This window comes from Pseudomonas marvdashtae (assembly GCF_014268655.2).
In the GTDB taxonomy this organism is placed as follows: domain Bacteria; phylum Pseudomonadota; class Gammaproteobacteria; order Pseudomonadales; family Pseudomonadaceae; genus Aquipseudomonas; species Aquipseudomonas marvdashtae.
Window position 1 is genome coordinate 1939355 of record NZ_JABWQX020000001.1, and the last position, 21732, is coordinate 1961086.

The following is a 21732-nucleotide window of genomic DNA, read 5'->3' on the forward strand; positions in this document are numbered from 1 at the left end:
TCACTGCCTATCAAGCGGCGCTAGCTCGATAGAGTCAGCGCAGCCAATTTTTAAACCAAGGGAGGCCGCTTGCTGAAAGTCGAACGAACGACTTCAACTTCTTTAAATTTGGCGGCCCAGGTCAACTTTCTTTACCCGCTCGGTACTGCCCCCATCGCAAACTTATATTGACGCCTGCGGAAACTAGCGGCGCGGGTGGGTTAGGGCAGGGGCCGGGTGATTTCAAGACGAAATCAATGAGCTCGGATTGTTCTCCAGCCAGCCAATCAGCCAAGAGTTTGCCGGTCGCCGTCCCTCGGGTAACACCTAATCCGTTGCAGCACAGCGCCCCATAGACGTTGGGTGAAAGTTCGCCGAAATAACCCATATGGTTCCGTGAAAGAGCCAGTGCACCGCCCCAGGTATATTCGAAGTTCATTTCAGGCAGCATGGGAAAGCGTCGTTCGAAAGAGGCCTGATGCCTGGCGACAAAGCGTTTCAGATATTTTGAGTCGCTGCGGCCATCCGGGTTAAAGCTGAAACTGTTACGGATCAAAAGACGGTTATCCGGTGTGCGACGTACCGTGGTACCGAATGGATCCGCGGGAATGACACCCCAATAAGGCCGGCCACCGAGGCGAGCTTGTTCTTGCTCGGTCATGGGGCGGGTCAGGCTGGCATAGGTAAACACCGGTAGCATGCGGCCCTTCAGGAAGCCGAAACTCATGCCAAAGGCATTATTGGTCAGGATCAGTTTGTCGGCGGTGATTGAACCCGCAGCGTGCGTGAGCACGGTCTTCGTGCCGTACTCCACATGGGTGACCGCGGTGTTTTCATACAGCGTCACGTTACTGGGGAGGCTGTCGGCCAAACCTTTGACCAGCGCCGAAGGCTGAAGCAAAGAAGTCCCCGGCGTAAATAACGCTTTGCGGTAAAAATGCGTGCCGATATGTTCGGGCAGTTCGCTAGCCTCGATCATCTGGTAGGGCTGATCGAGTTTATCGAGTCCGCGGCGGTAGGCCTCCAGGACGGCGATGCCTCTGGGTTCAACGGCCGCCTGATATTTGCCGCAATGCTTCATTTGGCAATCGATGCCGTGGCGTTCAACCAACTCTTTTAAATAATTCAAACCACTGAGATTAAGTTTCAGCGTTGTTTTGGCCGTGGCGATATCGCCAATGTAGTCCTCAGCGGCGATGTCATGTGGCAGGTCGATAGCGAACCCGGCATTACGACCGGAAGTTCCAAAGCCCACTTCCTGAGCGTCGATCAACACGATCTGATCGTCGGGGAAGTGAGTGGCGAGTTGACGGGCGGCGGCAAGCCCTGTGAAGCCGGCACCGACAATGACCCAACGGGCGCTGCTATGACCTTGATGGGCGGGCCTGATCTGGCGCCCCCTGCTCAAGTGATACCACCCGCAAGATTGATCATCGGCAGGTAACGAAGAGACTTTTAACATTTCAAGATCCTGTTCATTCAACCGATCCGACGCCAGTCATGCAAAAAAGGGTGCTCGATAATTTCACGTGAGCTGAGTAATCAACGGACGTAAGTGTCAAGACTTGCAGTTTCAATTAACTGTGTTGTGAGGCGAAGTGCTGCGACGAACGCAATGTCATTAAAGGACGGGGCAGTCAGCGACGTGCCCCACCTCGATAGGCTTATTATTTGCTAGCTTGTGTCGCCGCGGCGCGAGCTGATTGCAACCATGCGTCAAACTGCTGCCGATGGGCGGCTACCCAGTCTTTGGCATGACGACGGATATCAGCCGGCTTTTTCTCGCCCTGTTGCATTTTTAAGTTCTGGGCACTTTCGTCGGCGGTGGTAATTTGCATCACCGAGAGGAACTTCAAGGCCGCCGGATTTTTCGCGGCGAAGTCTTTGTTCAACACGGCCTCGACTTTATCTACCGCAAAGCCGAGGTTCTTGCCGTTGTACATCGTGTTGACATCGTTATTGCCATCAGGCAAGTCGGTTTTCGGTACTTCCAGCCATACCACATCCTTGTCTTCGACCAAAACAGTGGCGATCCACTGTGGGACCCAAGTGAAGTAAAGAATCGGCTGCCCTTCCTTATAACGAGTAATGGTGTCGGCCATCAGTGCGAAATAAGAACCCTGGTTGACGTTTATCGATTTTTCCAGGCCGTAAGCCTTCATGTGATGAGCGATAACCAGCTCGCAGCCCCAGCCAGGATTGCATCCCGTCATGTCCGCTTTGCCGTCGCCGTTGGTGTCGAACAGTTTGGCGATTTCCGGTTTTTTCAGGTCGGTGATGTATTTGATGCCATGGGCTTCAGCGGTCTTTTTGTCAATCAAATAGCCTTGGAGTACGCCGGGCATAATGTCGCCCGCCTTGACCATGGCCTTATCGCCCCCGGCCTGCTGGTAGAACTTATCGTGCAATTTGTCCCACAAGTGCACCGTAAAGTCCGCATCACCACTACCCAGGGCCATCATCATGACGCCGTACTCGGTCTCCTTGGGTTCCTGCACCTTGTAACCCAGCTCTCGAAGACCTTCCATTGCCACTTCACCGCGGAATCGTTCCTCAGCGATAGAAGGGAAGATGGGGGTAACCTTTACACCGTCGCCCGGTTGGTTGGCCGAGGCGTTCGCGCACAGGGACGTAGCCACAATGGCGAGGGCTGTAGCGCAATTGAGAATGCTGCGGGAAAGCTTGAATTCAGACATTTTCGCGTACCTTTTTTTGGTTTTATCTTCGTGTGCGGCAGATCGAATACGAGGGTTTAAGCTGTCTTGCCCCTTCCCACCGGTTGTTTCGCCCCAAACAAGCGCAGAACAACGCCGACAGGACCTGTGTGATACCAGCGCAGGCTTGGGTCGGCCCCGGTGCGAGCGCCCATGGCCTGGGTCAGTCGGTCAAGGAAGATGGCGAGCAGCACCAAGCCAGTCCCGCCGACCGTAGCCAAGCCCATGTCCAGGCGACCGATGCCGCGCAGGACCATTTGGCCAAGGCCGCCCACCGAGATCATCGAAGCGATGACCACCATCGACAGCGAGAGCATCAGGGTCTGATTGAGTCCGGCCATGATGGTGGGGGTCGCCAGTGGCAACTGAACGCGGGTCAGCATCTGCCGAGGCGTGCAGCCAAAAGCGCGGGCTGCTTCTATTTTGTCTTCCGGTACCTGGCGGATGCCCAGGTTCGTCAGGCGCACTAACGGGGGGAGGGCGAAGACGATGGTCACAAGGATGCCCGGCACGTTGCCGATGCCGAACAGCATGACGACAGGGACCAGATAAACGAACGCCGGCAAGGTCTGCATGGCATCGAGTACGGGGCGCAAGATCCTCTCCAGGTTGTCGCTACGGGCGCAGAGAATACCCAGGGGTATACCTAGCAAGGCGCAAAAGAATACGGAAGTCAGTACCAGCGCCAGCGTGGTCATCGACTCGGACCAGACACCGATAAGGCCCAGCAGTGTGAGCGTCACAAAACACAGCAAAGCCATGCGTTTACCGGCCAGCTGCCATCCCAGCAAGGAAGACAGAATGATCCCAATGCTGGGTGGGATGCTTTGCAACGTGTATTCGACGCCGTTCAGTACTTGGTCAATCGGCCAGCGGATGGCGCGGAACACATCGCGAAAGTTGTGCACCAGAAAATTCAGGGTGCTTTCCACCCAGTCACCCAATGGAATGGTCGCGACTTGGAACGGATCGAGAAAACTGAACTCGGACATCAGGCTTACCTCTTCATCATCACCGCAGCGGCGTTATGAAGGCCGCAGGTACTTCAGGTCAGGGACGCGCCAGCGTAGAGGGCGCGCCTGTATTAATGGCGGCTCAGCGTTTGCAGTAACTCACTCTTTGACAGGGTCCCGGCGAGCGCCCCCGAACGGTTGAGTACAGGGACCGGATAGGGCAGGTTGGCTGCGATTTCCAGGACTTCGTGCAGGGGGGTATCGGTAAATACGGGATGCTGTTGGTGCTGGGTGTAATGCGTGCTGCCACCTGCGCCACTGGCATCGATATCCACGACCCCGAGCAGTTGCCCGCCTTCATCGATCAAGTAACCAAACGGTAGGCCGGCCTTGAACTGTGGCGCTTGGCCGTTCAGCTTGCGAACCCATTCAGGATCGAGCTTGGCCACGTCGCCTGCCTTGAGAATCCGGGAGCTGTCGAATCCTTTGAAGAACGTGCGTACATAGTCATTGGCCGGTTGACTGATCAACTCTTGAGGTGTGCCGATCTGTACCACTTGGCCGCCCTCCATGATCGCGATGCGATGACCGATACGAACGGCTTCCTCAATGTCGTGGGAAATGAAGATGATGGTCCGCTTTTGCTCGGCTTGCAGGCGAATGAGCTCTCCCTGCATCTCGCTGCGGATAAGCGGGTCCAAGGCGGAAAAGGCTTCGTCCATCAGCAGGATGGTCGGGTCGTTGGCAAGCGCGCGGGCCAGGCCTACCCTTTGCTGCATACCACCGGAAAGTTGATGCGGATAACTGTGCTCCTGTCCGGCAAGACCGACTTGACTGAGGGCCTCCCTGGCGCGGCTATGGCGTTCCTCTTCAGCGATGCCGGAAATCGCCAGGCCGAAGGCGGTGTTTTCCAGGACGCTCATGTGAGGCATCAAGGCAAAGGATTGGAACACCATGCCCATCTCTTTACGGCGGACATCCAGAAGGGCTTTATCAGCCAGCCCGGTAATTTCGCGACCGTTCAGATAAATGCTGCCGGAGGTGGGCTCGATAAGGCGGTTGAACAAGCGCACCATCGTCGACTTGCCAGAACCCGAGAGCCCCATGATCACAAAGATTTCGCCACGCTTGACGGCAAAGCTGGCGTCGAAAACACCAATAACCTGGCCGGTTTTCTCAAAGACATCTTGTTTGCAGGCGCCGGCGGCAAGCATTTTCATCGCCACGTCGGGTTGTGCGCCAAATATTTTAAAAACGTTCTTAACAGAAATGATTTCGTCTGAACTAGTCATCGCGTCCCTCCTTTGCGTGTAACGCTACAAGCGCGCGAAATCGAATTGAGTTCGAGCGTTGATAATTTAGGCGGGCAGGAATAAATGATAGATGTGCGCATGACATTGACCTTGTTTTTATTGTTTGCCCTTGGGCTCGGGCTTTTTTTCAATCTATAAGTATCCCGGTCTTAAATCCAACAACATTTACAGGGCTTTATGGATAACCTAACGTTATCGAGGCCTGTCGAAACGACCGCCTTGGCGCGATCACGACGCTTTGTATGGCCTGGGCCAGGCTATTGAGTTACGCTCCGCGGCTTTCGCGGAGGAAAGGAGTGTGAGGGCTTACCATGCTCAGCAGACACGTTGACCCCGATACATTACTGCTCAGAATGCCTTCCCTCAGGGCTGTCAGGGCATTCGTCGCCGCCGCTAAATATGAAAGCTTCACGCGGGCAGCGGAGGCACTCTGTGTATCGCAAGCCGCGATCAGTCGGCAGATTCGCGAGCTTGAGGAGTCGTTGGGTGCTCAACTGTTCATGCGTGCCGGGCGCACGGTAGAACTAACCGCCGAGGGAAAGATCTTTTTTGAGGCAGCGCAACTGTCGTTCGTTAATATTGCACAGGCGGCTGAAAGGATTCGTACCGCGCCGACGCAGAAACATATCCTGACGGTTTGTTGCTCTCCCGCGTTCTCTGCATTGTGGCTATCGGAACACCTTCCAGAGTTTCGGGCGACTAATCCGGATATTGAGTTCAATCTGATCACGACGCAGAACTTTGTGAATATGGAGCCTGGCATAGAACCGGACATCATCATCTCGAAGATTAGCAAGGTGGGGGATGGGTATAAGAGTTATCAGTTGTGCCACGATATTATCTATCCTGTGTGCTCTCCAACGTTTTTGGACGCGCATCCCGAACTGACCTCACTTGAAGGAGTGCGTGATTCTTCGCTACTCAATCTAAGTCCCTACGGACGGTCGGGTGTGGCTGAGCATGTGGACTGGGGGGTGTGGTTGGCGTTTCTGAACGTCGATATCGATGAGCGTCCTGGCGACTGCCCGCCTATTTTTCATGCCAATGATTACAACCTGATCATGAGCATGGTCATGACCCACCAAGGCGTCGCACTGGGCTGGAACCAGCTTGTCGGGGCAATGGTCGAGAGAGGGCAGCTCGTTCGCCCCGTCGAGCATCAGGTGACGCTTCGAAACAGTCTTCATTATGTTGCCTGTAATGAAAGGACTGAATATGAAGATGCCTGTCGGAGAGTGCGAGACTGGATCCTTTCGAAGTTTTCCAGATTGGCCGTATGAGTTTTCTCCCATGTAGGCTCCTCTTGGCCGGTAGCGAAATGTAAACAGGGTATTGTCTGGGGTCGCTGGGTCATAACGTCAAGTTATCAGTTGAACAACGAAAATGTAGTTTTGCCGACCGGATTGGCTATCGTACCCTTCGTGTTAAACATGGCTGATACATGCGTGTTCAGCGGCTGCGTTGGGCGATTTTCAGCGCAGGATCCGTTGGCCATGACAGCGTTTTCTGGGCGTACTTGCCGTTAACCGCCAGGTTGATGTGCAGAGGATAATAATGAATATCAAAGCATCCGTGATCGACCTGATTAAAAAGCGCAAGGCCCGCCACGCGCTTCCCCGTGAACTGTATATTGAGCCCGATGTTTTTCGTCAGGATCTTGAGCAGATCTGGCACAAGGATTGGATTTTTGCCGGGCATACCTTTGAGCTTGAAAAACCCGGCCAATACTTGACATTGCAGATCGGCGACTATCCAGTCTTGGTCATCAGGGATAAGAGCGGCCAGGTTCGGGCTTTTCACAACGCTTGTCGTCATCGTGGCTCTAAAGTTTGTGAGCACGCCCAGGGCAAAGTGGCCAAGCTTGTTTGTCCTTATCATAAGTGGACTTTCGAACTGGACGGCAGTCTTTTGTTTGCCGGTAATATGGGTGCCGATTTCGACAGGACGCAATACAACCTGAAACCTGTTCATTGTGAAATTGTTCATACGTACATTTATGTCTGCGTCGCTGACGAGGCGCCCGAGTTCGAAAGTTTCAGGCGCTCGGTAAGTCCTTTCATAGCCCCGCATTTCCTCGATAACTGCAAGGTGGCTTTCGAGTCAAACCTCATAGAAAAGGGTAACTGGAAGCTCGTGTTTGAAAACAACCGCGAGTGTTTCCACTGTGACGGTACGCATCCCGAGTTGATGAACTCTTTTGTCGAGAACCTTTCGGTGGCAGGCGTCGGCGGCGAAGATGATCCCGAACTGACCGCACACTGGAATCGCTGCGAAATCGCCGGTATGCCCAGCAAGCTGGTCATGGACCCGAATGGCCGTTTTCGTATGACACGCATCCCACTTTCCGCGGGCGCGGTGAGTTACACCATGGATGGTAAACCGGCTGTGGCGGGACGCCTGGATAAAAGCGGCGAGCCGGATATTGGCGCCTTGCTCTACTTTAACTACCCGTCCACCTGGAACCACTTTCTCGGCGATCACGCATTGAGCTTCCGGGTATTGCCGATCGGCCCCGGCGAAACGCTTGTGACGACCAAATGGCTCGTACCCAATACCGCCGTTGAAGGTGTTGACTACGAGATTGATCGGCTGACGAAGGTTTGGCTTGCCACCAACGATCAAGACCGTCGTTTGGTGGAAGGAACGCAGGCCGGTGTGACCTCACCGACTTACGAGCCGGGACCCTTCTCGGACATTGCGGAAAATGGTGTATGCCAGTTTGACGATTGGTACTGCGAAACCATGCTGACGCGCCTCCAGACCCAGATTCCACTTAAATCGGTGGGTTGATTTCCCGGCGACGATGGGCGGCGCTTTCTGCGTCGGCCATTGCTATTGCATGCAAACAGCCCGAAAGGGCTGTTGGTGCGTCTGATCAAGAAGAATAATAAGGGGCTCGATTCAATGTCCGCATTCGCTTTTTCCGGCCTCAACCTGGCCGTTACCACGCCGTTCGATGCCCAAGGCAAGATTGACTATCCACGCTTCGAGACGTTGCTCGAAAGCTATCTGGCTGCTGGCATACAAGGCTTTGTCCTGAGTTCCGGGACGGGCATGCACGTTTACCTGAGCCAGGACGAGTCCAGGCAACTGGTTGCCTTTGGTGCCAAGGTCATCAATGGGCGTGCGCGTGTCATCGTGCAAACCTCTGCCTTGTTGGCGGAGGAAGTGGTGCAGCGCACCCGCCATGCCGCTGAATGTGGCGCCGATGGCGTCATGGTGCTGCCACCGTTTTTCGAAGGCCCCACCGACGACCAGGGCATCGTCGATTTCTACTCGACGGTGTCCGAAGCCAGGTTGCCGATCATTGGTTACAACGTGCCTCAGGCGGTGGGCGTGGAAGTGACCCCGTCGCTGTTTCGCCAGTTGAGCCAGATTCCAAACTTCGTCTCGGTCAAGGACAGCAGTGGTGATCTTGCCGCCCAGGCCTCGCTGATCCGCACGGGCTTGCCGACGATGAATGGCGCCGACGCGCTGGTGCCTTACGCACTCTTCGCCGGTGCCGCGGGCCTGATCTGGGGTGGGGCGAACATGGCTCCGCGATCTTGTGTTGCGGTGGTGAAGGCTGCCCTGGAACAGGATTGGGCGCGAGCCCGGGAGATCTGGCGGTCGATCGAGCCGATAATGTCGTTGATCTGGAAGGGTGATTATGTACAGTCGGTCTATGCCGCTGCCGAGATCACTGGTTATGGGGCGGGGAATCCTCGTCGTCCCTTGGCGCGTTTGTCTGCTGGTAAAGTCGACGTGCTCAAGGTTGCTCTTGAGCCCTTGATCGCGCTCGAGTCTGACCTCGCCTGACGATGGCGCCCGGGCTTACGACTAGGCGAATGGCGTGTCGGGCGTGAATGATGCCTGTCGTCACGAAGCCGCAGTCTCCTCGAAATGGAATGGTCTATGAGCAGTCAGTTGGACACCGCGGCACGTGCTTACGAGGTACCCAGGCCTGGGCTTGGCATCATCTTGTGTTTGTTGTCCATGCTGATCTTCGCGGGCCAGGATGGCGTAACTAAAGTGCTGGTCAAAGACCTGCCGGTCGCGCAGCTGGTCATGGTGCGTTATTGGGTGTTCCTGGCATTTGCGGTGGGCTATAGCGTCTATCAGGGCGCTCTGCGCACAGCCTGTCGAAGCCGGCACCCTTACCTGCAGATCATTCGTGCGCTGATCGGGGTGGGTGAAATCGCGTTGTTTGGCCTGGGGCTGCGCTACCTCGGGTTGGCTGAGATGCATGCGCTGTATGCGGTGTTTCCCTTGATGACCTTGGCGCTGGCCGGCGCGTTGCTGGGCGAGTTCATTGGCGTGCGTCGATGGATTGCCGCTGCCACCGGCTTCATGGGAACGTTGATTATCCTTCGACCCGGTAGCGGAGTTTTCGAACTGGCGGCACTGATCCCTTTGGTGGCGGCCCTGGGGTTCGCGCTGTTCAACGTACTGACACGCCGTATCAGCCGGGACGATTCGTTTGCGACGAACCTGCTTTACATGGGCTCCATCGGCGCCTTCGTCATGACGGTATCAGGCCTTCCAGGATGGGTGGCGCCGACGTCGATGCAATGGGGCCTTATCGCGGTGCTTGCCACCACCGGTGTCGTGGCCCAGCTGCTGCTTATCCAAGCGCTCAGATACGCAACGGCCGCGACGCTGCAACCGTTCAATTACACGCTGCTGGTGTTTGCCACGTTGATCGGCTTGTTCGTATTCGGCGAACTTCCGGATACCTGGACCATCGTAGGGGCGTGCACGGTGATTGCCGCTGGTCTGTACGCGATCCGGGCGAAAGGGTAGTGCGCAGGAATGATCGGGGCTTGAGCCGTCCTTGGCTCAGCGATGTCGATTAGAACTTGAAGCGCCCAACCAAGCCCTTGAGCTGCGCGGAAATATCCGTCAAACGCCCCGAGCCGGTTTGCGCCGTGTGGGCGAACTCCTCGACCAGCTGCGCGTCGGAATGGATCTGCGCGATGTGCCGGTTGATGTCTTCGGCCACTTGGTGCTGTTCTTCCGCGGCCGTGGCGATCTGGGTGTTCTGGTCGCGAATCGAGTCCACCGACGTGCGGATCTTGTCGAAGCTGTCGCGGGCCTGCTGGATGCGTTCGACGCTGGTTTGTGACACTTGCAGACTGTTCTGCATCTGTTGGGTCACTTCCTGGGTGCGCCGCGCGAGGTTGCCGAGCAGGCTGTCGATCTCACCGGTGGAGTCGGCGGTGCGCCGTGCCAAGGCCCGCACTTCGTCGGCCACGACGGCAAAGCCGCGACCCTGATCGCCTGCACGCGCCGCCTCGATGGCCGCGTTGAGGGCCAGCAGGTTGGTCTGCTCGGCGATCGAGCGAATAGTGTCGAGGATGGTGTTGATGTTCTTGCTGTCCTGTTCCAGTGCCTGCATGGTCTGGGTCGACTTCTGCAGGTCCTCGCTCAGTTTCAATACGCTGCCGGTGGCTTCGCCAATGTGATGCTGGCCGTCGTGCACGTCGCGGTAGCCGGTGTCCGCGCTGACGGCGGCCTGGCTGCAAGAGCGGGCCACTTCGTTGGCGGTGGCGACCATTTCGTTGAACGCGGTGCTTACCAACTCCACGGCCTGGCGCTGGCGCCCGGCGGCATCGTTCATGTTCTGGGCGACGTGGCTGGTATCGGCTGCGGCAGTTTGCAGGTCGGAAGAGGCGCTGCCGATGCGCTGCATCAGTTGCGCGATCATGCCCAGGAACTGGTTGAACCAACCCGCCAGGGTGGCCGTTTCGTCCTTGCCCTGCACCGATAGTTTGCGAGTGAGGTCACCTTCACCTTCGGCGATTTCCTGCAGGCCATTGGCAACACCGCGAATCGGCCGGACGATGACGCTGGCGAAACTGGCGCCAACGATGGCGAAGATCACGGCCAGCGCGGCGGCGATGGCGGCGATCAACCAGGTCAGGCTCGAGGCCTCGGCCATCACTTCGTCGCGCTTGATCAGGCCGATGAAGCGCCAGCCCAGGCTTTTGGAGGTCACGATGTTAGCCATGTAAGGCACGCCATCGATTTCGATCTCGGTGGCGCCATCGCTGCTCTTGGCCAGCGCGGCGTAATTGGGACCGAGATCGGCCAGCGGCTTGAAGTTATGTTTGGCCTCGGCGGGGTCGACCAGCACGTTGCCGCTGGCTTCCACTAGCATCAGGTAGCCGCTGTCGCCCAGCTTGATGTTCTTGACCAGTTCGGTCAGCTGCTTGAGCGATACGTCGAGGCCGACCACGCCGACCAGTTTGCCGCTGGCGTCGGCGACGGTGTGCACGATGCCGATCAACGACACGTCGTCCGGCGCCCAGTAATAGGCGTCGGTCTTCACGGTGGTGCCAGGCGCCGCAATGGCTGCCTTGTACCAAGGGCGCGCGCGCGGGTCGTAATTGGAAATCTTCGGATCATCCGGCCAACTGGCGTAGCCGCCGTCCGCAAGACCCAGGGACAGGTAGGCAGTGGTTGGATGGCTCTTGGCGAACTGGTCGAAAATCTCCAGCAGTTGTTTGTTGTTTTCGGTAAGCGGGATCTGCGCGGCGTCAGCGCCGGAGTAGTTCTTCAGGTCCTTGGTCGCGACGATCCGCGGGTCCTTGGCGAAGAATTCGACGTTCTGCATGATGCCGTCGAAGAACTGCTTCATGCCGTTGTCGATCTGGCGGATTTCGCGGCCGCTGCTGTCCAGGAAGTTGGCTTGTGCCGCGTCGCGCAGGTTCAACACCACGAGCACCGCCACCAGGATAACCGGGAGGCAGGCAATGGTCGCGAACGCCCATGTCAGCTTCTGTTTGATATTCATGACTTCTCCCGCAGGTATTTATCGGTATTGGAGCGGCGGAAACATTAGCGAGCGTTGCGAACGTGGAAGGAAAAGCGCCCATGCCTACTCTCACGCTATCGACCAATGTCGTATTCCCTTGAGGTCGCCACCTGTCGGAGGTCGTTAACGCTGACAGTGATGTCGCGCAGGCGATGGTTGCCTTTGCGGTTAATCGGGAAGATGGCTTGGCTCGGGCAATCCGCCCGGGTCCGGTCCAGATCGCCTTCCTGTCTCACGAGGCCCCATGCCCAGCGCATTCGAAAGCGTACTCAAGAACAAGAACATGGCCTATCGCCCTCAAGGGGCTGCGCCTGTCGGACAAGCGCCGGTGCGCGTCGCGTTTGTGCTGATGGACAACTTTTCCATGATGTCGTTTACCGGCGCGGTGGACGCATTGGTCACCGCCAACCTGATGAGCGACATGCCGCTTTATGAAGTGCTGACGGCGGGCGCTTCGGGCGGGCAGGTGACGAGTGACCTGGGCATCGTCATTTCCACCGACATCGAACTGGCTCAGTTACCCGATAACCTCGACGTGCTGATTGTCGCCGGGGGCTTTCGCGTGAAGTTGCAAGGCACGCCGCTGTTGCGGCGCAAGCTGGGCGCCCATGCAACGTCCGGGGCCATAGTGGGTGGGTTGTGGAACGGCGTGTTTTTTGTGGCAGAGGCGAACCTGCTCGACGGTTTCGAATGCGCGGTCCATCCGGAAAGTCGGGCGACGATGGCCGAGATGTTCCCCCATGTGAAAGTCACCAGCCGCGCCTATGTGGTGGACCGCGAGCGGGTCAGTTGCGCGGGCGCCAACAGTTCGCTGCGCATGATGCTCCAGCTGATCCGTCGCACGGGCGGGGAGGCGTTGGTGGGGGCAATCGAGGAGATTCTTCGTTGCGACGAATCAGGCGATGACGCCACGGACCTGCCGCCGATCTTCGTCGAGACGGATCCGACGCTGCCGGAAAGTCTCAAGCTGGCGTTGGAACTGATGTGGCAGAACGTCGAGGAGCCGTTGACGATCGATGAGCTGGCGGCTTGCGTCAAGGTTTCCAAGCGCCAGTTGGAGCGGCGGTTCTGCCGGTTCCTCGGTGCGACGCCAACACGCTATTACTTGGAGCTGCGCCTGACTCGGGCGCGCCAGCTCATCCAGCAAACCAATCGATCGGTCACCGAAATCGCCGTCGCAACGGGCTTCGTCAGCTCCCCACATTTTCAACGACGCTTCCGGGATTTTTTTGGCGTTCCGCCCGGCAGCTACCGCACGGCATTCGGGCGAAAGCAAGTATCGCAGTGAGCGGCCTTCAGGCCGGGCGCGACTTCTGAACGAGGTACAACGCTATACAGCCCGTGGCACACAGCCAGATGATCGAGCCGCAGGCGGCCGCTATCAAGGAAAAATCAGAATCCAATTCGAGCATCCCTGGCACCGCGTAGGCGAACCAAAGGAGCGAGATCAAGACATAGGCCAGCGACGACATCAGGAGTTCGAATATCTTTTTAGCGTGCATCAAAGTTCCCCGCCCGCCGACAAGGGCAGGTGTTTCAGGCTATCAGTCAGGTTGGCTTTTTTTCTGTCTGGGCAGAAATAAAAGAGGTCTCAAGTCGTTGATGGCGCATCGCTGCAAGGCTTGCCGATCAACTACGCAGACATTCCATGTCAGAGAGCTTGCAGGAAACTTCGCTCTGTAATGACATCCGCACATGTGCGAATGGCGACGCCGCAGGCTAGTGGCGTTGGGTTCAGCTTTTATCGTCCGACGGTTGGTCGGCCGGCACTTCTTCCGTCTGTGTGGCGGTCAGGGTTGTGCCTTTGCAGAGTATTTTCCCCACTTCATCAGCGATCGAACCCTCGACGATTCGCCCTTGCATCTGATCGAATTCGGCTTTTTCCAAACCTTCGAGACTGCTGTACATGCCCATATGGCGGACGTTTCCATCGGTGCAATCGAGTTCCAGTTTGGTGTAATTGGTGAAATAGGCACCGGTTCTTTTTACAGTCGCCTGGACAGCCGTCCCACTTTCAACAAACGAGACGATGGCGTACTCGGCATTCGAGTCATCGTAGGCGTATTGAATTTTCTGTACGTCTGCATTCGCTTGGCATACTGCGAAAGCAATGCCCATCGAAATAACCTTTTTCATTTCTTTTCTTCCGTGAAATGAGCTGTACTCAAGCGCTGATGGCCAAGTGCAATCATTTTGCTTGGCTTGTGACAGCGAGTCAATATGGCAGTGTGATGACAGATCCTGGCCGTTGGTCGGGCAGGGTAAGTGCCTCGGAACTTTAAGCCTTCGCCGTAGACGCCGCAATACGGGAAGCGAAATCATATCGCGGCGTGTGCGCTGGAGAACGAGTGAGACGATGAGTCCCAGCGGGAGCGAGCGGCTCCCACCGGTTCATCGATAGCGTCACGACGTGGGCCTCATGGCATTTGCGGCAGTTCCTGCGGGCGCAGGTCAAACACCAGCACCTCGGCGTCGTCGCCATTGGCCAGCGTCAACACCTGCTCATTGCGCACTCGTACGCCATCGCCTTCTTGCAACGCCACGCCATTGAGCTCGACGCTGCCTCGGGCCACGTGCACATAGGCGTAGCGATCAGTGGCCAACGTCAGTGTGGCGCTTTCCTCGCCATCGAACAGCCCGGCATACACCCGTGCGTCCTGACGAACATGCAGCGAACCTTCGGCGCCGTCGGGGGAGATGATCAGTTGCAGGCGGCCGCGTTTCTGTTCGGTACTGAAATGTTCCTGCTGGTAGCGCGGCGTGGCACCCACGACATTGGGCACGATCCAGATTTGCAGGAAGTGCACCGGTTCGTCGGCGCTGTGATTGAACTCACTGTGGGCCACGCCACTGCCGGCGCTCATCAGTTGCACATCGCCCGGGCGAATCACCGAGCCTGTCCCCAAGGTGTCCTTGTGCTCCAGCGCGCCTTCGAGCACATAGGAGAAGATTTCCATGTCCCGATGCGGGTGTTGGCCGAAGCCTTTGGCCGCGGCGACGCGGTCGTCGTTGATCACCAGCAGGTCGGAAAAACCCTGTTGGTTGATGTCGCGGTAGTTGGCGAACGAAAAGGTGTGGAACGAAGTCAGCCAGCCGTGACGGGCGATACCGCGTTCAGTCGCTTTGCGAAGGGTCAGCATGAGGATTCTCCTGGTTTCAGTGGGCGGTGGCCGTGGCCGTTCGCCGGGTACAGAAGAAGGTTAATGGTTATCCGGCGGTTCAATAAGCGGTTGAATGGCGAAATACTGTCCGTTCTGAGTGGACAATCTCGCCGACGGTGCTTCGCTTCGTCATAATGCCAGCCACTGTCCCGTTGTTCCCCTGTGGCCCAGTGTCAGCTGGCAGCAGTGTCCTCTCGATTCTGGCGTCTTATCCATGAAAACCGTTGCGATGGTGTTATTCCCCGATTTCCTGCTGCTCGACATGGCCGGGCCTCTCGAAGTGTTTTCCATCGCCAATCGTTTTCTCGGGCCGGATCAACGCTATCAGTTGCTGACCCTGGGCACCGAGCGAGGCCCGCTGCGGGCCTCCAATGGCGTGACGGTCCAGGCCGACATCCATATCGACCAGGCTTGGGCTGCCTACGACATATTGTTGGTGCCGGGCGGCCCTGGCGCCTACAACGATCGGCATCCAGGCTTGCACACCTGGTTGCGGGCCTCGGCCCAACGGGCCACTCGCTACGGTTCGATCTGTACCGGCGCCTTTGTGCTCGGTGAAGCGGGCCTGCTGGACGGGCACCGCGTCACCACCCATTGGCACTACACCGAGCGGCTGATCCAGCGCTTCCCCCAGGCATTGGTCGAGACCGACAAGATCTTTTTGCAAGACCGGCGCCTGATCACGTCGGGCGGCGTCACGGCCGGCATCGATATGGCCTTGTCCATCGTCGCCCAGGACCATGGGCGCAAAGCCGCGCTGGATATCGCCAAGGTATTGTTGGTGGTGATGCAGCGTCAGGGCGGGCAGGCGCAGTTCAGTCCGTCGGTAGCGGTGATCGCGACCCAGGATTCGCCGGTGACACGCGTACAGAACTACGTGATGGAGCATCTGGAAGAACCCTTCACCGTCGAACGCATGGCGGCCCTGGCCGCCATGAGCGCCCGGCATTTTGCCCGGGTATTCGTCCGGGAAGTCAAGATGACGCCCATGGAGTTCCTGCAGGGCGCGCGGATCGATCGGGCGCGGCAGTTGCTTGAGTCCACCGACTTTCCGCTCAAGACCGTGGCCTTTCGCAGCGGGTTCGGCAGTGTCCGGCACATGCGCCTGCTGTTCAGTGAAAAATTCGGCCTGACCCCGGTCCAGTACCGACAGCAGTTCAGTTGAGCCTCCGGTGTCCGTCCTGGGCACCGTCATGTCCGTGATGAGTCCTGTGCCAGCATTGTTCTCTCGCCGATGACTGCCAAGATAACGGCGAACCCTCTGGAAAGGATGCGCAAGAGCCAGGGCAGACGTGTGCGGTGTTGCGCAACGACCTGCCTGGACCGGTCATCTGGCGCAGGATCGCTTATGAACAGTTTCGTCAAACCCTGCACCGAGCCGACGGTGTGCTTCGGTCCGTTTGTCTTCCATCGCCAGCAGCGACTGGTTACCCGTGACGCAAGTCCCTTGGCGCTGGGCGGTCGCGCGCTGGATATTCTGCAAGTGTTGGTAGCGCACGCCGGTGCCTTCGTCAGCAAGCAAACGCTGATTGCCCGCGTCTGGCCCGACAGCGTGGTGGAAGACATCAACCTGCGGGTGCATATCGCGGCGCTGCGGCGAGCGTTTGGCGAGGGCCGTGACGGCCAACGCTACATCCTCAATCACCCCCGCCAGGGCTACTGTTTTGCCGTGCCGCTGGCGTTGGAGTCAGTTGCGCAACCACCCGGCACGCCGCCGTCCGCGCGGCACAATCTGCCCGCGCGCCTGAGTCCGGTGATCGGTCGCGACAAAGTCCTGGGCCGCTTGCTGGTCGAAGTGCCCCGCCAGCCGCTGACCACCGTCGTCGGCCCGGGTGGTATCGGCAAGACCACCGTGGTGCTGCGCGCAGCAGAGCTGTTGCTGGAGCACTTTGCCGACGGCGCCTGGTTCATTGATATGGCTGCCATCAACGACGCGGCGCAGGTCCCGATGCGGATTGCCCAAGCCCTTGGCCTGACCGGCGGCGCCTTGGCCCAGGGACTGCAACCCTGTCGGATGTTGCTGGTGCTCGATGGTTGCGAACACCTGATCGGCGCCTGCCGGGAACTGGCCGCGACGCTGCGGGCAGCGGCGCCGGGCGTATCGCTGCTATTGAGCAGCCGCGAAGCCCTCGATCTCGCTGACGAAAATGTCGTGCAATTGCCCGGCCTGGCGGCGGCCTCGTCCCGCGAGCCTGGGCATCAGATACTGGCCTGTCCGGCGGTGCAGTTGTTGATCGATCGAGTCGGCGCCCGCCAGCAGGATTTCAAGCCGAGTGAGCGCGACCTGATCCCCCTGGCGCGGATCTGTCGGCGCCTGGACGGGTTGCCGCTGGCGCTGGAATTGGCAGCGGCGCAAGTGGACGTGCTGGGCGTGGCCGGGGTTCTCGAGCAGTTGGACCACGGTCTGTCGCTGCTGAGCCATGGGCGTCGCACCGCCGAGGCGCGTCACCGAAGCCTGGAAGCGGCCCTGGATTGGAGTTTCGAACGCTTGAGTGACGATGAACGAACGGTTTTCCAACGCCTCGCGGTGTTCGAAGTGCCGTTCACGCTCAAGGCGGTGATGGCCGTGGCCAGTTGCGTGGACGTGAAAACCGCTCGATTGCCCTGGCTGTTGTCACGGCTGGTCGCCCAGTCGCTGGTGATGGTCGAGCAACGTGCCGAAGGGACTCGTTACCATCTGCTGCGCACCACCCGCGCCTATGCCTTGGAAAAGCTGCGCGGCAGTGGGCAATGGCAGCTCGTGCATCGACGCTACGCGCTGCAACAAGCGTTGCAGGTGCGCCGGTCACGACCCGAGGCGCCGGGCCAGCGACTGGAGCAGCGCGTCGGCTTCTTTTAGATCGGGCGTGTCGAAACCTTCGGTGAAGCGCCGATAGACGCGGGCGAGCACATCCTCGGCGGCCTCGTCCTGGCCCTGGCGCTGCCACAGTCGGGCCAGCGACAGGGCGCTGCGCAATTCCCAGGCGAGCGCGCCTTGACGCCTGGCCACGTCCAGCGCGGCCAGCAGCAGCGCTTCGGCTTGGCTTTCGACAGGCGGGTCATTCTGCGCCAGCAAGACGTGAGCGGTGGCCCGCAGGATCTCCGCCGAGCACCAGCCTGCGGCGCCGCTGTGGGCGCGCTCGATCTGCCGCGGGCTGACGGCCTCTGGCCGCAGCGTCACGACGATGTCCTCGATCAGGCTGGTGTTGGTTGGGTACGTCGCCAGGGGCGCGTCATCGAATGCGCGTTCGTAATGGCAGGCCCAGTCATGGAACAGCATCACCGAATGCTTCCTGGCCTGGCACTTCAAGAGATCGAGCCGTTCCCGGGCGATCAAGTGATCGCCAGCGTAATGGGCGATCACGCAACCGGCTGTCGCCAGGGTGTAGCAGATCGAGGTTCCGTGGTTGATCTGCAGGGCGATTTGCAGCGCCAGGTCGGCGGTGCGCCGGGCTTTTTCGGCGAACCCTTGCAGCCAGAGAATGCGCGCCAGGATGGTCAGCGCCGCCACGCTCTGTTCGTATTGCACGCCGAAACCGTGGGTGAAGCGGCTCGGGTGGCCGTTTTGGGCCAGGCGCTGGATGACCTGCTCGGCGTGGTGCCGCGCCGCGCCCTGATCGCCGGTGAAATGCAACGCCAGCACCCGCAACCGTTGGGCGCTCAAGGACAGGACCGGATCGCCCGGCAGCCCCAGCCGGTCGAAGGCCAGCCATTGTTCCAGCGCCTCCTGGTAGCGACCGCGGCTGAGGTTGACCGTCATTTGGCCCGACACTGCCCGCAGCTCGCCGGGTAAATCGTGGCATTGCCAGGCCAATTGCCGGGCCGCGACGAACGCCTCGACGGTGGCAGGTGTGCCGCCCTCGGTGTGGTAGTTGAAACTGGCGTGGGCCAGCTCCAGGGCGAGGGTCAATTTCGGGCACGGCGAGGGACCGGCCCTGAGCAATTGCCGGGCCTTGCTGACGTAAAGCCCATGCTCTCTGAGCAGCGACAGCTCTTGCCAGAGGGGCAGGGTGCGGGCGGTCAGGCGGATCGCCACGCTGTGGGAACCGTGCGGGCCCAGCCCTCGGTCCAGCGCCGCGCGAATGTCGTCACGGTAGGCCGCGTAGCGTTCGATCCAAAGCCGCGTGGGCGTGGTGTCCCAATCCTTCTCGGCCTGCTCCATGAGCGTCAGGCAGCGCTCGGCGTGGCGCTCCTGGCTGGCGGCGAGTTCGCCTGCGTCGATCAGCTTCTCCAGGGCGTAGCTGCGGGTGGTGTCCAGCAGGCGATAACGCACCTCTTCGTCGCCGATCTCGACATTCAGCAGGGATTTGGCGACCAACTGACTGACCGACACCAGTACCTGGCTGGGCGCGACATGCTGGCCGACAATGACCGCCGCGGCCGAGGCGAGATTGAAGCTGCCCATGAACACGGCCAGGCGTCGCAAACAGGTCTGCTCGCAAGCGGTCAACAGCGCGAAGCTCCAATCCAGCGTGGCGCGCAGCGTCTGCTGGCGCGGTGCGCTGGCGTGAATGTCATGGTCGAGCAGGGCGACATTGTCCTGCAATTGCCGGCAAAGCTCTTGCAGTCCAAAGCGCCCCACCTGGGCCGCGGCAAGTTCGATCGCCAGGGGAATGCCATCCAGCCGCTGGCAGATATCCACCACCATCGGCACTTCATGATCGGTCAGCTCGAAATCGTCCTGGCTGGCTATCGCCCGCTCGGCGAACAGTTGCAGCGCCGGGTAAGCCAGGGCTGGATAACCTTCAATGGCCATGCCCCGTGGCGGCAGCGCCAGTGAGTCGAGGCGTTGCACGTGTTCGCCTTCGGCGCGCAGGCCTTCGCGGCTGGTGGCCAGGATATGCAAATGCGGTGCGCCACGCAGCAAGGTCTCGCAGATCAGGGCAACGGCGTCGATCAGGTGTTCGCAGGTGTCGATCACCAGCAACAAGTGGCGCTCCTTGAGGGGCCGGATGACGGTCTCAAGCGGCTCGCCGTCTTGCAGCGATAGATCGAGCAGGGCGCAAAGGTTGGGCGCGATCATGGCCGGGTCGTTGAGCGAGGCCAGGTCCAGCAGATAAGTGCCGTCACGGTAATGGCCGATCAGCCGTTCGGCGACCCGCAGGGCGACGGTGGTCTTGCCAATGCCGCCACTGCCCACCAGGGTGATGAAGCGTTTTCGCGGCAGTTGCGCCACCAGCGCCTCGACCATGCCCTGGCGGCCGATCATGCGGGTGCGGCGCGGCGGCAGATTGCGCGCCAGCGAAGGGTGCGGGATATGCGCCAGTTGCTCGGGCGATTCGAACGTCACCGGCGCGACAAAACTGTAGCCGCGCTGCGCCACGGTGACGATGTAGCGCTGGCCGGCCTGCCCATCGCCCAGGGCCTTGCGCAGTGCCGCCACGTGAACCCGCAGATTGGTGTCCTCCACCACGCTCTTGGGCCAGACACGAGCGATCAGTTGCTGCTTGCTCACCACTTGGCCGGCGTGTTCGAGCAGCACCAGCAGAATCTCCACCGCCCGCCGCCCCAGGCGCAACGGTTGCCCGCCCTCCAGCACCAGGCGCTGGCGCGGATGGACCCGATAAGGGCCGAAATGCAGCGTCTGTTCGACGGGCAGGCTGAGGTATTGGCTCATGGTGTGCTCAATTGTTCTGTTCCCCTGGTCATGGGCTGTACCTGAGCATATTCCTCAGGTTTTGCGCCCAGCGCAACGGTAAGGAGCTTCCATGGACCGATGGGTAAACGCCGATTCCCGTGGCGAGGGAGCTTGCTCCCGCTGGGTCGCGAAGCGGCCCCAAAAGCCCGTTTCCCCATAAATCTGGCACACCGAGGTGACAGTTCGGGGGCTGCTACGCAGCCCAGCGGGAGCAAGCTCCCTCGCCACAAAAGCGCCTCGATTGCGAAAAAATTAACAACGTTTAACTCACGCCAACGCCCCCTGTGACCGGACCATGAAGCCTCCACCCACCTCAAGGAGTCATGTCATGAGCACGTTCATCACCCGCGACGGCACAGAGATCTACTACAAGGACTGGGGCAGTGGCCAACCGGTGGTCTTCAGTCATGGCTGGCCATTGAACTCCGACAGTTGGGAGGCACAGATGATGTTCCTGGCCTCCAACGGCTATCGGGTGATCGCCCATGACCGTCGGGGCCACGGACGTTCCAGCCAGCCGTGGGACGGCAATGACATGGACACCTACGCCGATGACCTGGCGGAGCTGATCGAGCGCCTGGACCTGAAGGACGCGGTGCTGCTCGGTTTCTCCACCGGCGGTGGTGAAGTGGCGCGCTACATCGGTCGTCACGGCGCCGCCCGAGTCGCCAAGCTTGGCCTGATCTCGGCGGTTACACCGCTGATGCTCAAGACTGCGGCCAACCCCGGCGGATTGCCCATCGAGGTGTTCGACGGCTTCCGCCAAGCCTCACTGGCCGATCGTTCTCAGCTATACAAAGATGTGGCCAGCGCGTTTTTCGGCGCCAACCGTCCGGGCGCCAAAGTCTCCCAGGGCATGATCGACTGGTTCTGGATGCAGGGCATGCTCGCCGGCCACAAGAACACCTACGACTGCATCAAGGCGTTCTCGGAAACCGACCTTTCCGAAGACCTGCGCAACATCGACGTGCCGACCCTGGTGGTGCATGGCGATGACGACCAGGTGGTGCCGATCGAAACCGCCGGCATCGCGGCCGCCAAGCTGCTCAAGAACGCGCAGTTGCTGGTCTACCCAGGCGCGCCCCACGGTCTGACCGACACCCACAAGGACCGCTTGAACGCGGACCTGCTGGCGTTCATCCAGGGCTGAGGCGTACCGGCGCAGGCCTGCGCCTGCGCCGGTACTCGGCATCCAACAG

The 21732-nt window shown here is 59.4% G+C and carries 17 protein-coding genes and 1 pseudogene; 8 read left to right on the plus strand and 10 right to left on the minus strand.

What is annotated here, in order from left to right:
* Window positions 1-121: 121 nt before the first annotated feature.
* The 4 genes from HU742_RS08925 to HU742_RS08940 all read right to left on the minus strand — a co-directional run bounded on the left by HU742_RS08925 (window position 122) and on the right by HU742_RS08940 (window position 4938).
* On the minus strand, window positions 122-1441 hold the full coding sequence (locus HU742_RS08925; protein WP_186642930.1) for an NAD(P)/FAD-dependent oxidoreductase: 1320 nt from the start codon (window positions 1439-1441) through the stop codon (window positions 122-124).
* A 205-nt stretch (window positions 1442-1646) separates the two neighbouring features.
* Window positions 1647-2675: a glycine betaine/L-proline ABC transporter substrate-binding protein ProX gene (gene proX, locus HU742_RS08930; protein ID WP_186637733.1), complete on the minus strand. Its 1029-nt coding sequence runs from the start codon at window positions 2673-2675 to the stop codon at window positions 1647-1649.
* A 56-nt stretch (window positions 2676-2731) separates the two neighbouring features.
* The gene (gene proW, locus HU742_RS08935; RefSeq protein ID WP_186637730.1) at window positions 2732-3685 is read right to left on the minus strand and encodes a glycine betaine/L-proline ABC transporter permease ProW; all 954 of its coding nucleotides are present in this window, start codon (window positions 3683-3685) and stop codon (window positions 2732-2734) included.
* Between the two features lie 92 nt (window positions 3686-3777).
* Window positions 3778-4938 carry a quaternary amine ABC transporter ATP-binding protein gene (locus HU742_RS08940; RefSeq protein ID WP_186637727.1) on the minus strand — a complete coding sequence of 387 codons (1161 nt, stop codon included), beginning with the start codon at window positions 4936-4938 and terminating at the stop codon, window positions 3778-3780.
* Between the two features lie 332 nt (window positions 4939-5270).
* Here HU742_RS08940 and HU742_RS08945 point away from each other — a divergent pair, with 332 nt between their 5' ends.
* The 4 genes from HU742_RS08945 to HU742_RS08960 all read left to right on the plus strand — a co-directional run bounded on the left by HU742_RS08945 (window position 5271) and on the right by HU742_RS08960 (window position 9741).
* Window positions 5271-6239: a LysR family transcriptional regulator gene (locus HU742_RS08945; protein WP_186637724.1), complete on the plus strand. Its 969-nt coding sequence runs from the start codon at window positions 5271-5273 to the stop codon at window positions 6237-6239.
* 274 nt (window positions 6240-6513) lie between these two features.
* Window positions 6514-7749, plus strand: coding sequence for an aromatic ring-hydroxylating oxygenase subunit alpha (locus tag HU742_RS08950; RefSeq protein ID WP_186637722.1), 1236 nt, complete (start codon window positions 6514-6516; stop codon window positions 7747-7749).
* A gap of 114 nt (window positions 7750-7863) precedes the next feature.
* Complete coding sequence (locus HU742_RS08955) at window positions 7864-8757, plus strand: dihydrodipicolinate synthase family protein (RefSeq protein WP_186642257.1); 894 nt, start codon at window positions 7864-7866, stop codon at window positions 8755-8757.
* A 96-nt stretch (window positions 8758-8853) separates the two neighbouring features.
* Window positions 8854-9741, plus strand: a complete 888-nt coding sequence (locus tag HU742_RS08960; protein WP_186642258.1) for a DMT family transporter — start codon at window positions 8854-8856, stop codon at window positions 9739-9741.
* Between the two features lie 49 nt (window positions 9742-9790).
* Here HU742_RS08960 and HU742_RS27045 read toward each other — a convergent pair whose 3' ends face one another.
* Both HU742_RS27045 and HU742_RS27050 read right to left on the minus strand, forming a co-directional pair.
* Entirely contained in the window at window positions 9791-10645 is an 855-nt protein-coding gene (locus HU742_RS27045) for a methyl-accepting chemotaxis protein (protein WP_437179894.1), read from the minus strand.
* A 6-nt stretch (window positions 10646-10651) separates the two neighbouring features.
* A pseudogene (locus tag HU742_RS27050) lies at window positions 10652-11734 on the minus strand (HAMP domain-containing protein); the annotation flags it as partial.
* Window positions 11735-11999: 265 nt separating this feature from the next.
* On the opposite strand from HU742_RS27050, the gene HU742_RS08970 reads away from it, so the two are divergent.
* The gene (locus HU742_RS08970) at window positions 12000-13043 is read left to right on the plus strand and encodes a GlxA family transcriptional regulator (protein WP_186642260.1); all 1044 of its coding nucleotides are present in this window, start codon (window positions 12000-12002) and stop codon (window positions 13041-13043) included.
* Window positions 13044-13050: 7 nt separating this feature from the next.
* Here the strand turns inward: HU742_RS08970 and HU742_RS08975 are convergent, their stop codons facing one another.
* The 3 genes from HU742_RS08975 to HU742_RS08985 all read right to left on the minus strand — a co-directional run bounded on the left by HU742_RS08975 (window position 13051) and on the right by HU742_RS08985 (window position 14895).
* Window positions 13051-13257 (minus strand): hypothetical protein, encoded by a 207-nt coding sequence (locus tag HU742_RS08975; protein ID WP_186637711.1) that lies wholly within the window; start codon window positions 13255-13257, stop codon window positions 13051-13053.
* Between the two features lie 232 nt (window positions 13258-13489).
* Entirely contained in the window at window positions 13490-13891 is a 402-nt protein-coding gene (locus HU742_RS08980; protein WP_186637709.1) for a hypothetical protein, read from the minus strand.
* Window positions 13892-14172: 281 nt separating this feature from the next.
* Window positions 14173-14895, minus strand: a complete 723-nt coding sequence (locus HU742_RS08985; RefSeq protein ID WP_186637707.1) for a pirin family protein — start codon at window positions 14893-14895, stop codon at window positions 14173-14175.
* 235 nt (window positions 14896-15130) lie between these two features.
* Here HU742_RS08985 and HU742_RS08990 point away from each other — a divergent pair, with 235 nt between their 5' ends.
* Window positions 15131-16081: a GlxA family transcriptional regulator gene (locus tag HU742_RS08990; RefSeq protein WP_186642261.1), complete on the plus strand. Its 951-nt coding sequence runs from the start codon at window positions 15131-15133 to the stop codon at window positions 16079-16081.
* Between the two features lie 183 nt (window positions 16082-16264).
* The gene (locus tag HU742_RS08995) at window positions 16265-17755 is read left to right on the plus strand and encodes an ATP-binding protein (RefSeq protein ID WP_186642262.1); all 1491 of its coding nucleotides are present in this window, start codon (window positions 16265-16267) and stop codon (window positions 17753-17755) included.
* On the opposite strand, the gene HU742_RS09000 is transcribed toward HU742_RS08995, so the two are convergent.
* Window positions 17702-20512 (minus strand): ATP-binding protein, encoded by a 2811-nt coding sequence (locus HU742_RS09000; protein ID WP_186642263.1) that lies wholly within the window; start codon window positions 20510-20512, stop codon window positions 17702-17704. The two genes, HU742_RS08995 and HU742_RS09000, sit on opposite strands and share 54 nt — an antisense overlap.
* 349 nt (window positions 20513-20861) lie before the next feature.
* On the opposite strand from HU742_RS09000, the gene HU742_RS09005 reads away from it, so the two are divergent.
* Window positions 20862-21683, plus strand: a complete 822-nt coding sequence (locus HU742_RS09005) for an alpha/beta fold hydrolase (protein ID WP_186642264.1) — start codon at window positions 20862-20864, stop codon at window positions 21681-21683.
* Window positions 21684-21732: the final 49 nt, after the last annotated feature.

Coding starts and splice junctions, on each gene's coding strand:
- HU742_RS08925 (WP_186642930.1), bottom strand. CDS start 1,441: ATGTTAAAAGTCTCTTCGTTACCTGCCGATGATCAATCTTGCGGGTGG.
- proX (WP_186637733.1), bottom strand. CDS start 2,675: ATGTCTGAATTCAAGCTTTCCCGCAGCATTCTCAATTGCGCTACAGCC.
- proW (WP_186637730.1), bottom strand. CDS start 3,685: ATGTCCGAGTTCAGTTTTCTCGATCCGTTCCAAGTCGCGACCATTCCA.
- HU742_RS08940 (WP_186637727.1), bottom strand. CDS start 4,938: ATGACTAGTTCAGACGAAATCATTTCTGTTAAGAACGTTTTTAAAATA.
- HU742_RS08945 (WP_186637724.1), top strand. CDS start 5,271: ATGCTCAGCAGACACGTTGACCCCGATACATTACTGCTCAGAATGCCT.
- HU742_RS08950 (WP_186637722.1), top strand. CDS start 6,514: ATGAATATCAAAGCATCCGTGATCGACCTGATTAAAAAGCGCAAGGCC.
- HU742_RS08955 (WP_186642257.1), top strand. CDS start 7,864: ATGTCCGCATTCGCTTTTTCCGGCCTCAACCTGGCCGTTACCACGCCG.
- HU742_RS08960 (WP_186642258.1), top strand. CDS start 8,854: ATGAGCAGTCAGTTGGACACCGCGGCACGTGCTTACGAGGTACCCAGG.
- HU742_RS27045 (WP_437179894.1), bottom strand. CDS start 10,645: ATGATCGCGCAACTGATGCAGCGCATCGGCAGCGCCTCTTCCGACCTG.
- HU742_RS08970 (WP_186642260.1), top strand. CDS start 12,000: ATGCCCAGCGCATTCGAAAGCGTACTCAAGAACAAGAACATGGCCTAT.
- HU742_RS08975 (WP_186637711.1), bottom strand. CDS start 13,257: ATGCACGCTAAAAAGATATTCGAACTCCTGATGTCGTCGCTGGCCTAT.
- HU742_RS08980 (WP_186637709.1), bottom strand. CDS start 13,891: ATGAAAAAGGTTATTTCGATGGGCATTGCTTTCGCAGTATGCCAAGCG.
- HU742_RS08985 (WP_186637707.1), bottom strand. CDS start 14,895: ATGCTGACCCTTCGCAAAGCGACTGAACGCGGTATCGCCCGTCACGGC.
- HU742_RS08990 (WP_186642261.1), top strand. CDS start 15,131: ATGAAAACCGTTGCGATGGTGTTATTCCCCGATTTCCTGCTGCTCGAC.
- HU742_RS08995 (WP_186642262.1), top strand. CDS start 16,265: ATGAACAGTTTCGTCAAACCCTGCACCGAGCCGACGGTGTGCTTCGGT.
- HU742_RS09000 (WP_186642263.1), bottom strand. CDS start 20,512: ATGAGCCAATACCTCAGCCTGCCCGTCGAACAGACGCTGCATTTCGGC.
- HU742_RS09005 (WP_186642264.1), top strand. CDS start 20,862: ATGAGCACGTTCATCACCCGCGACGGCACAGAGATCTACTACAAGGAC.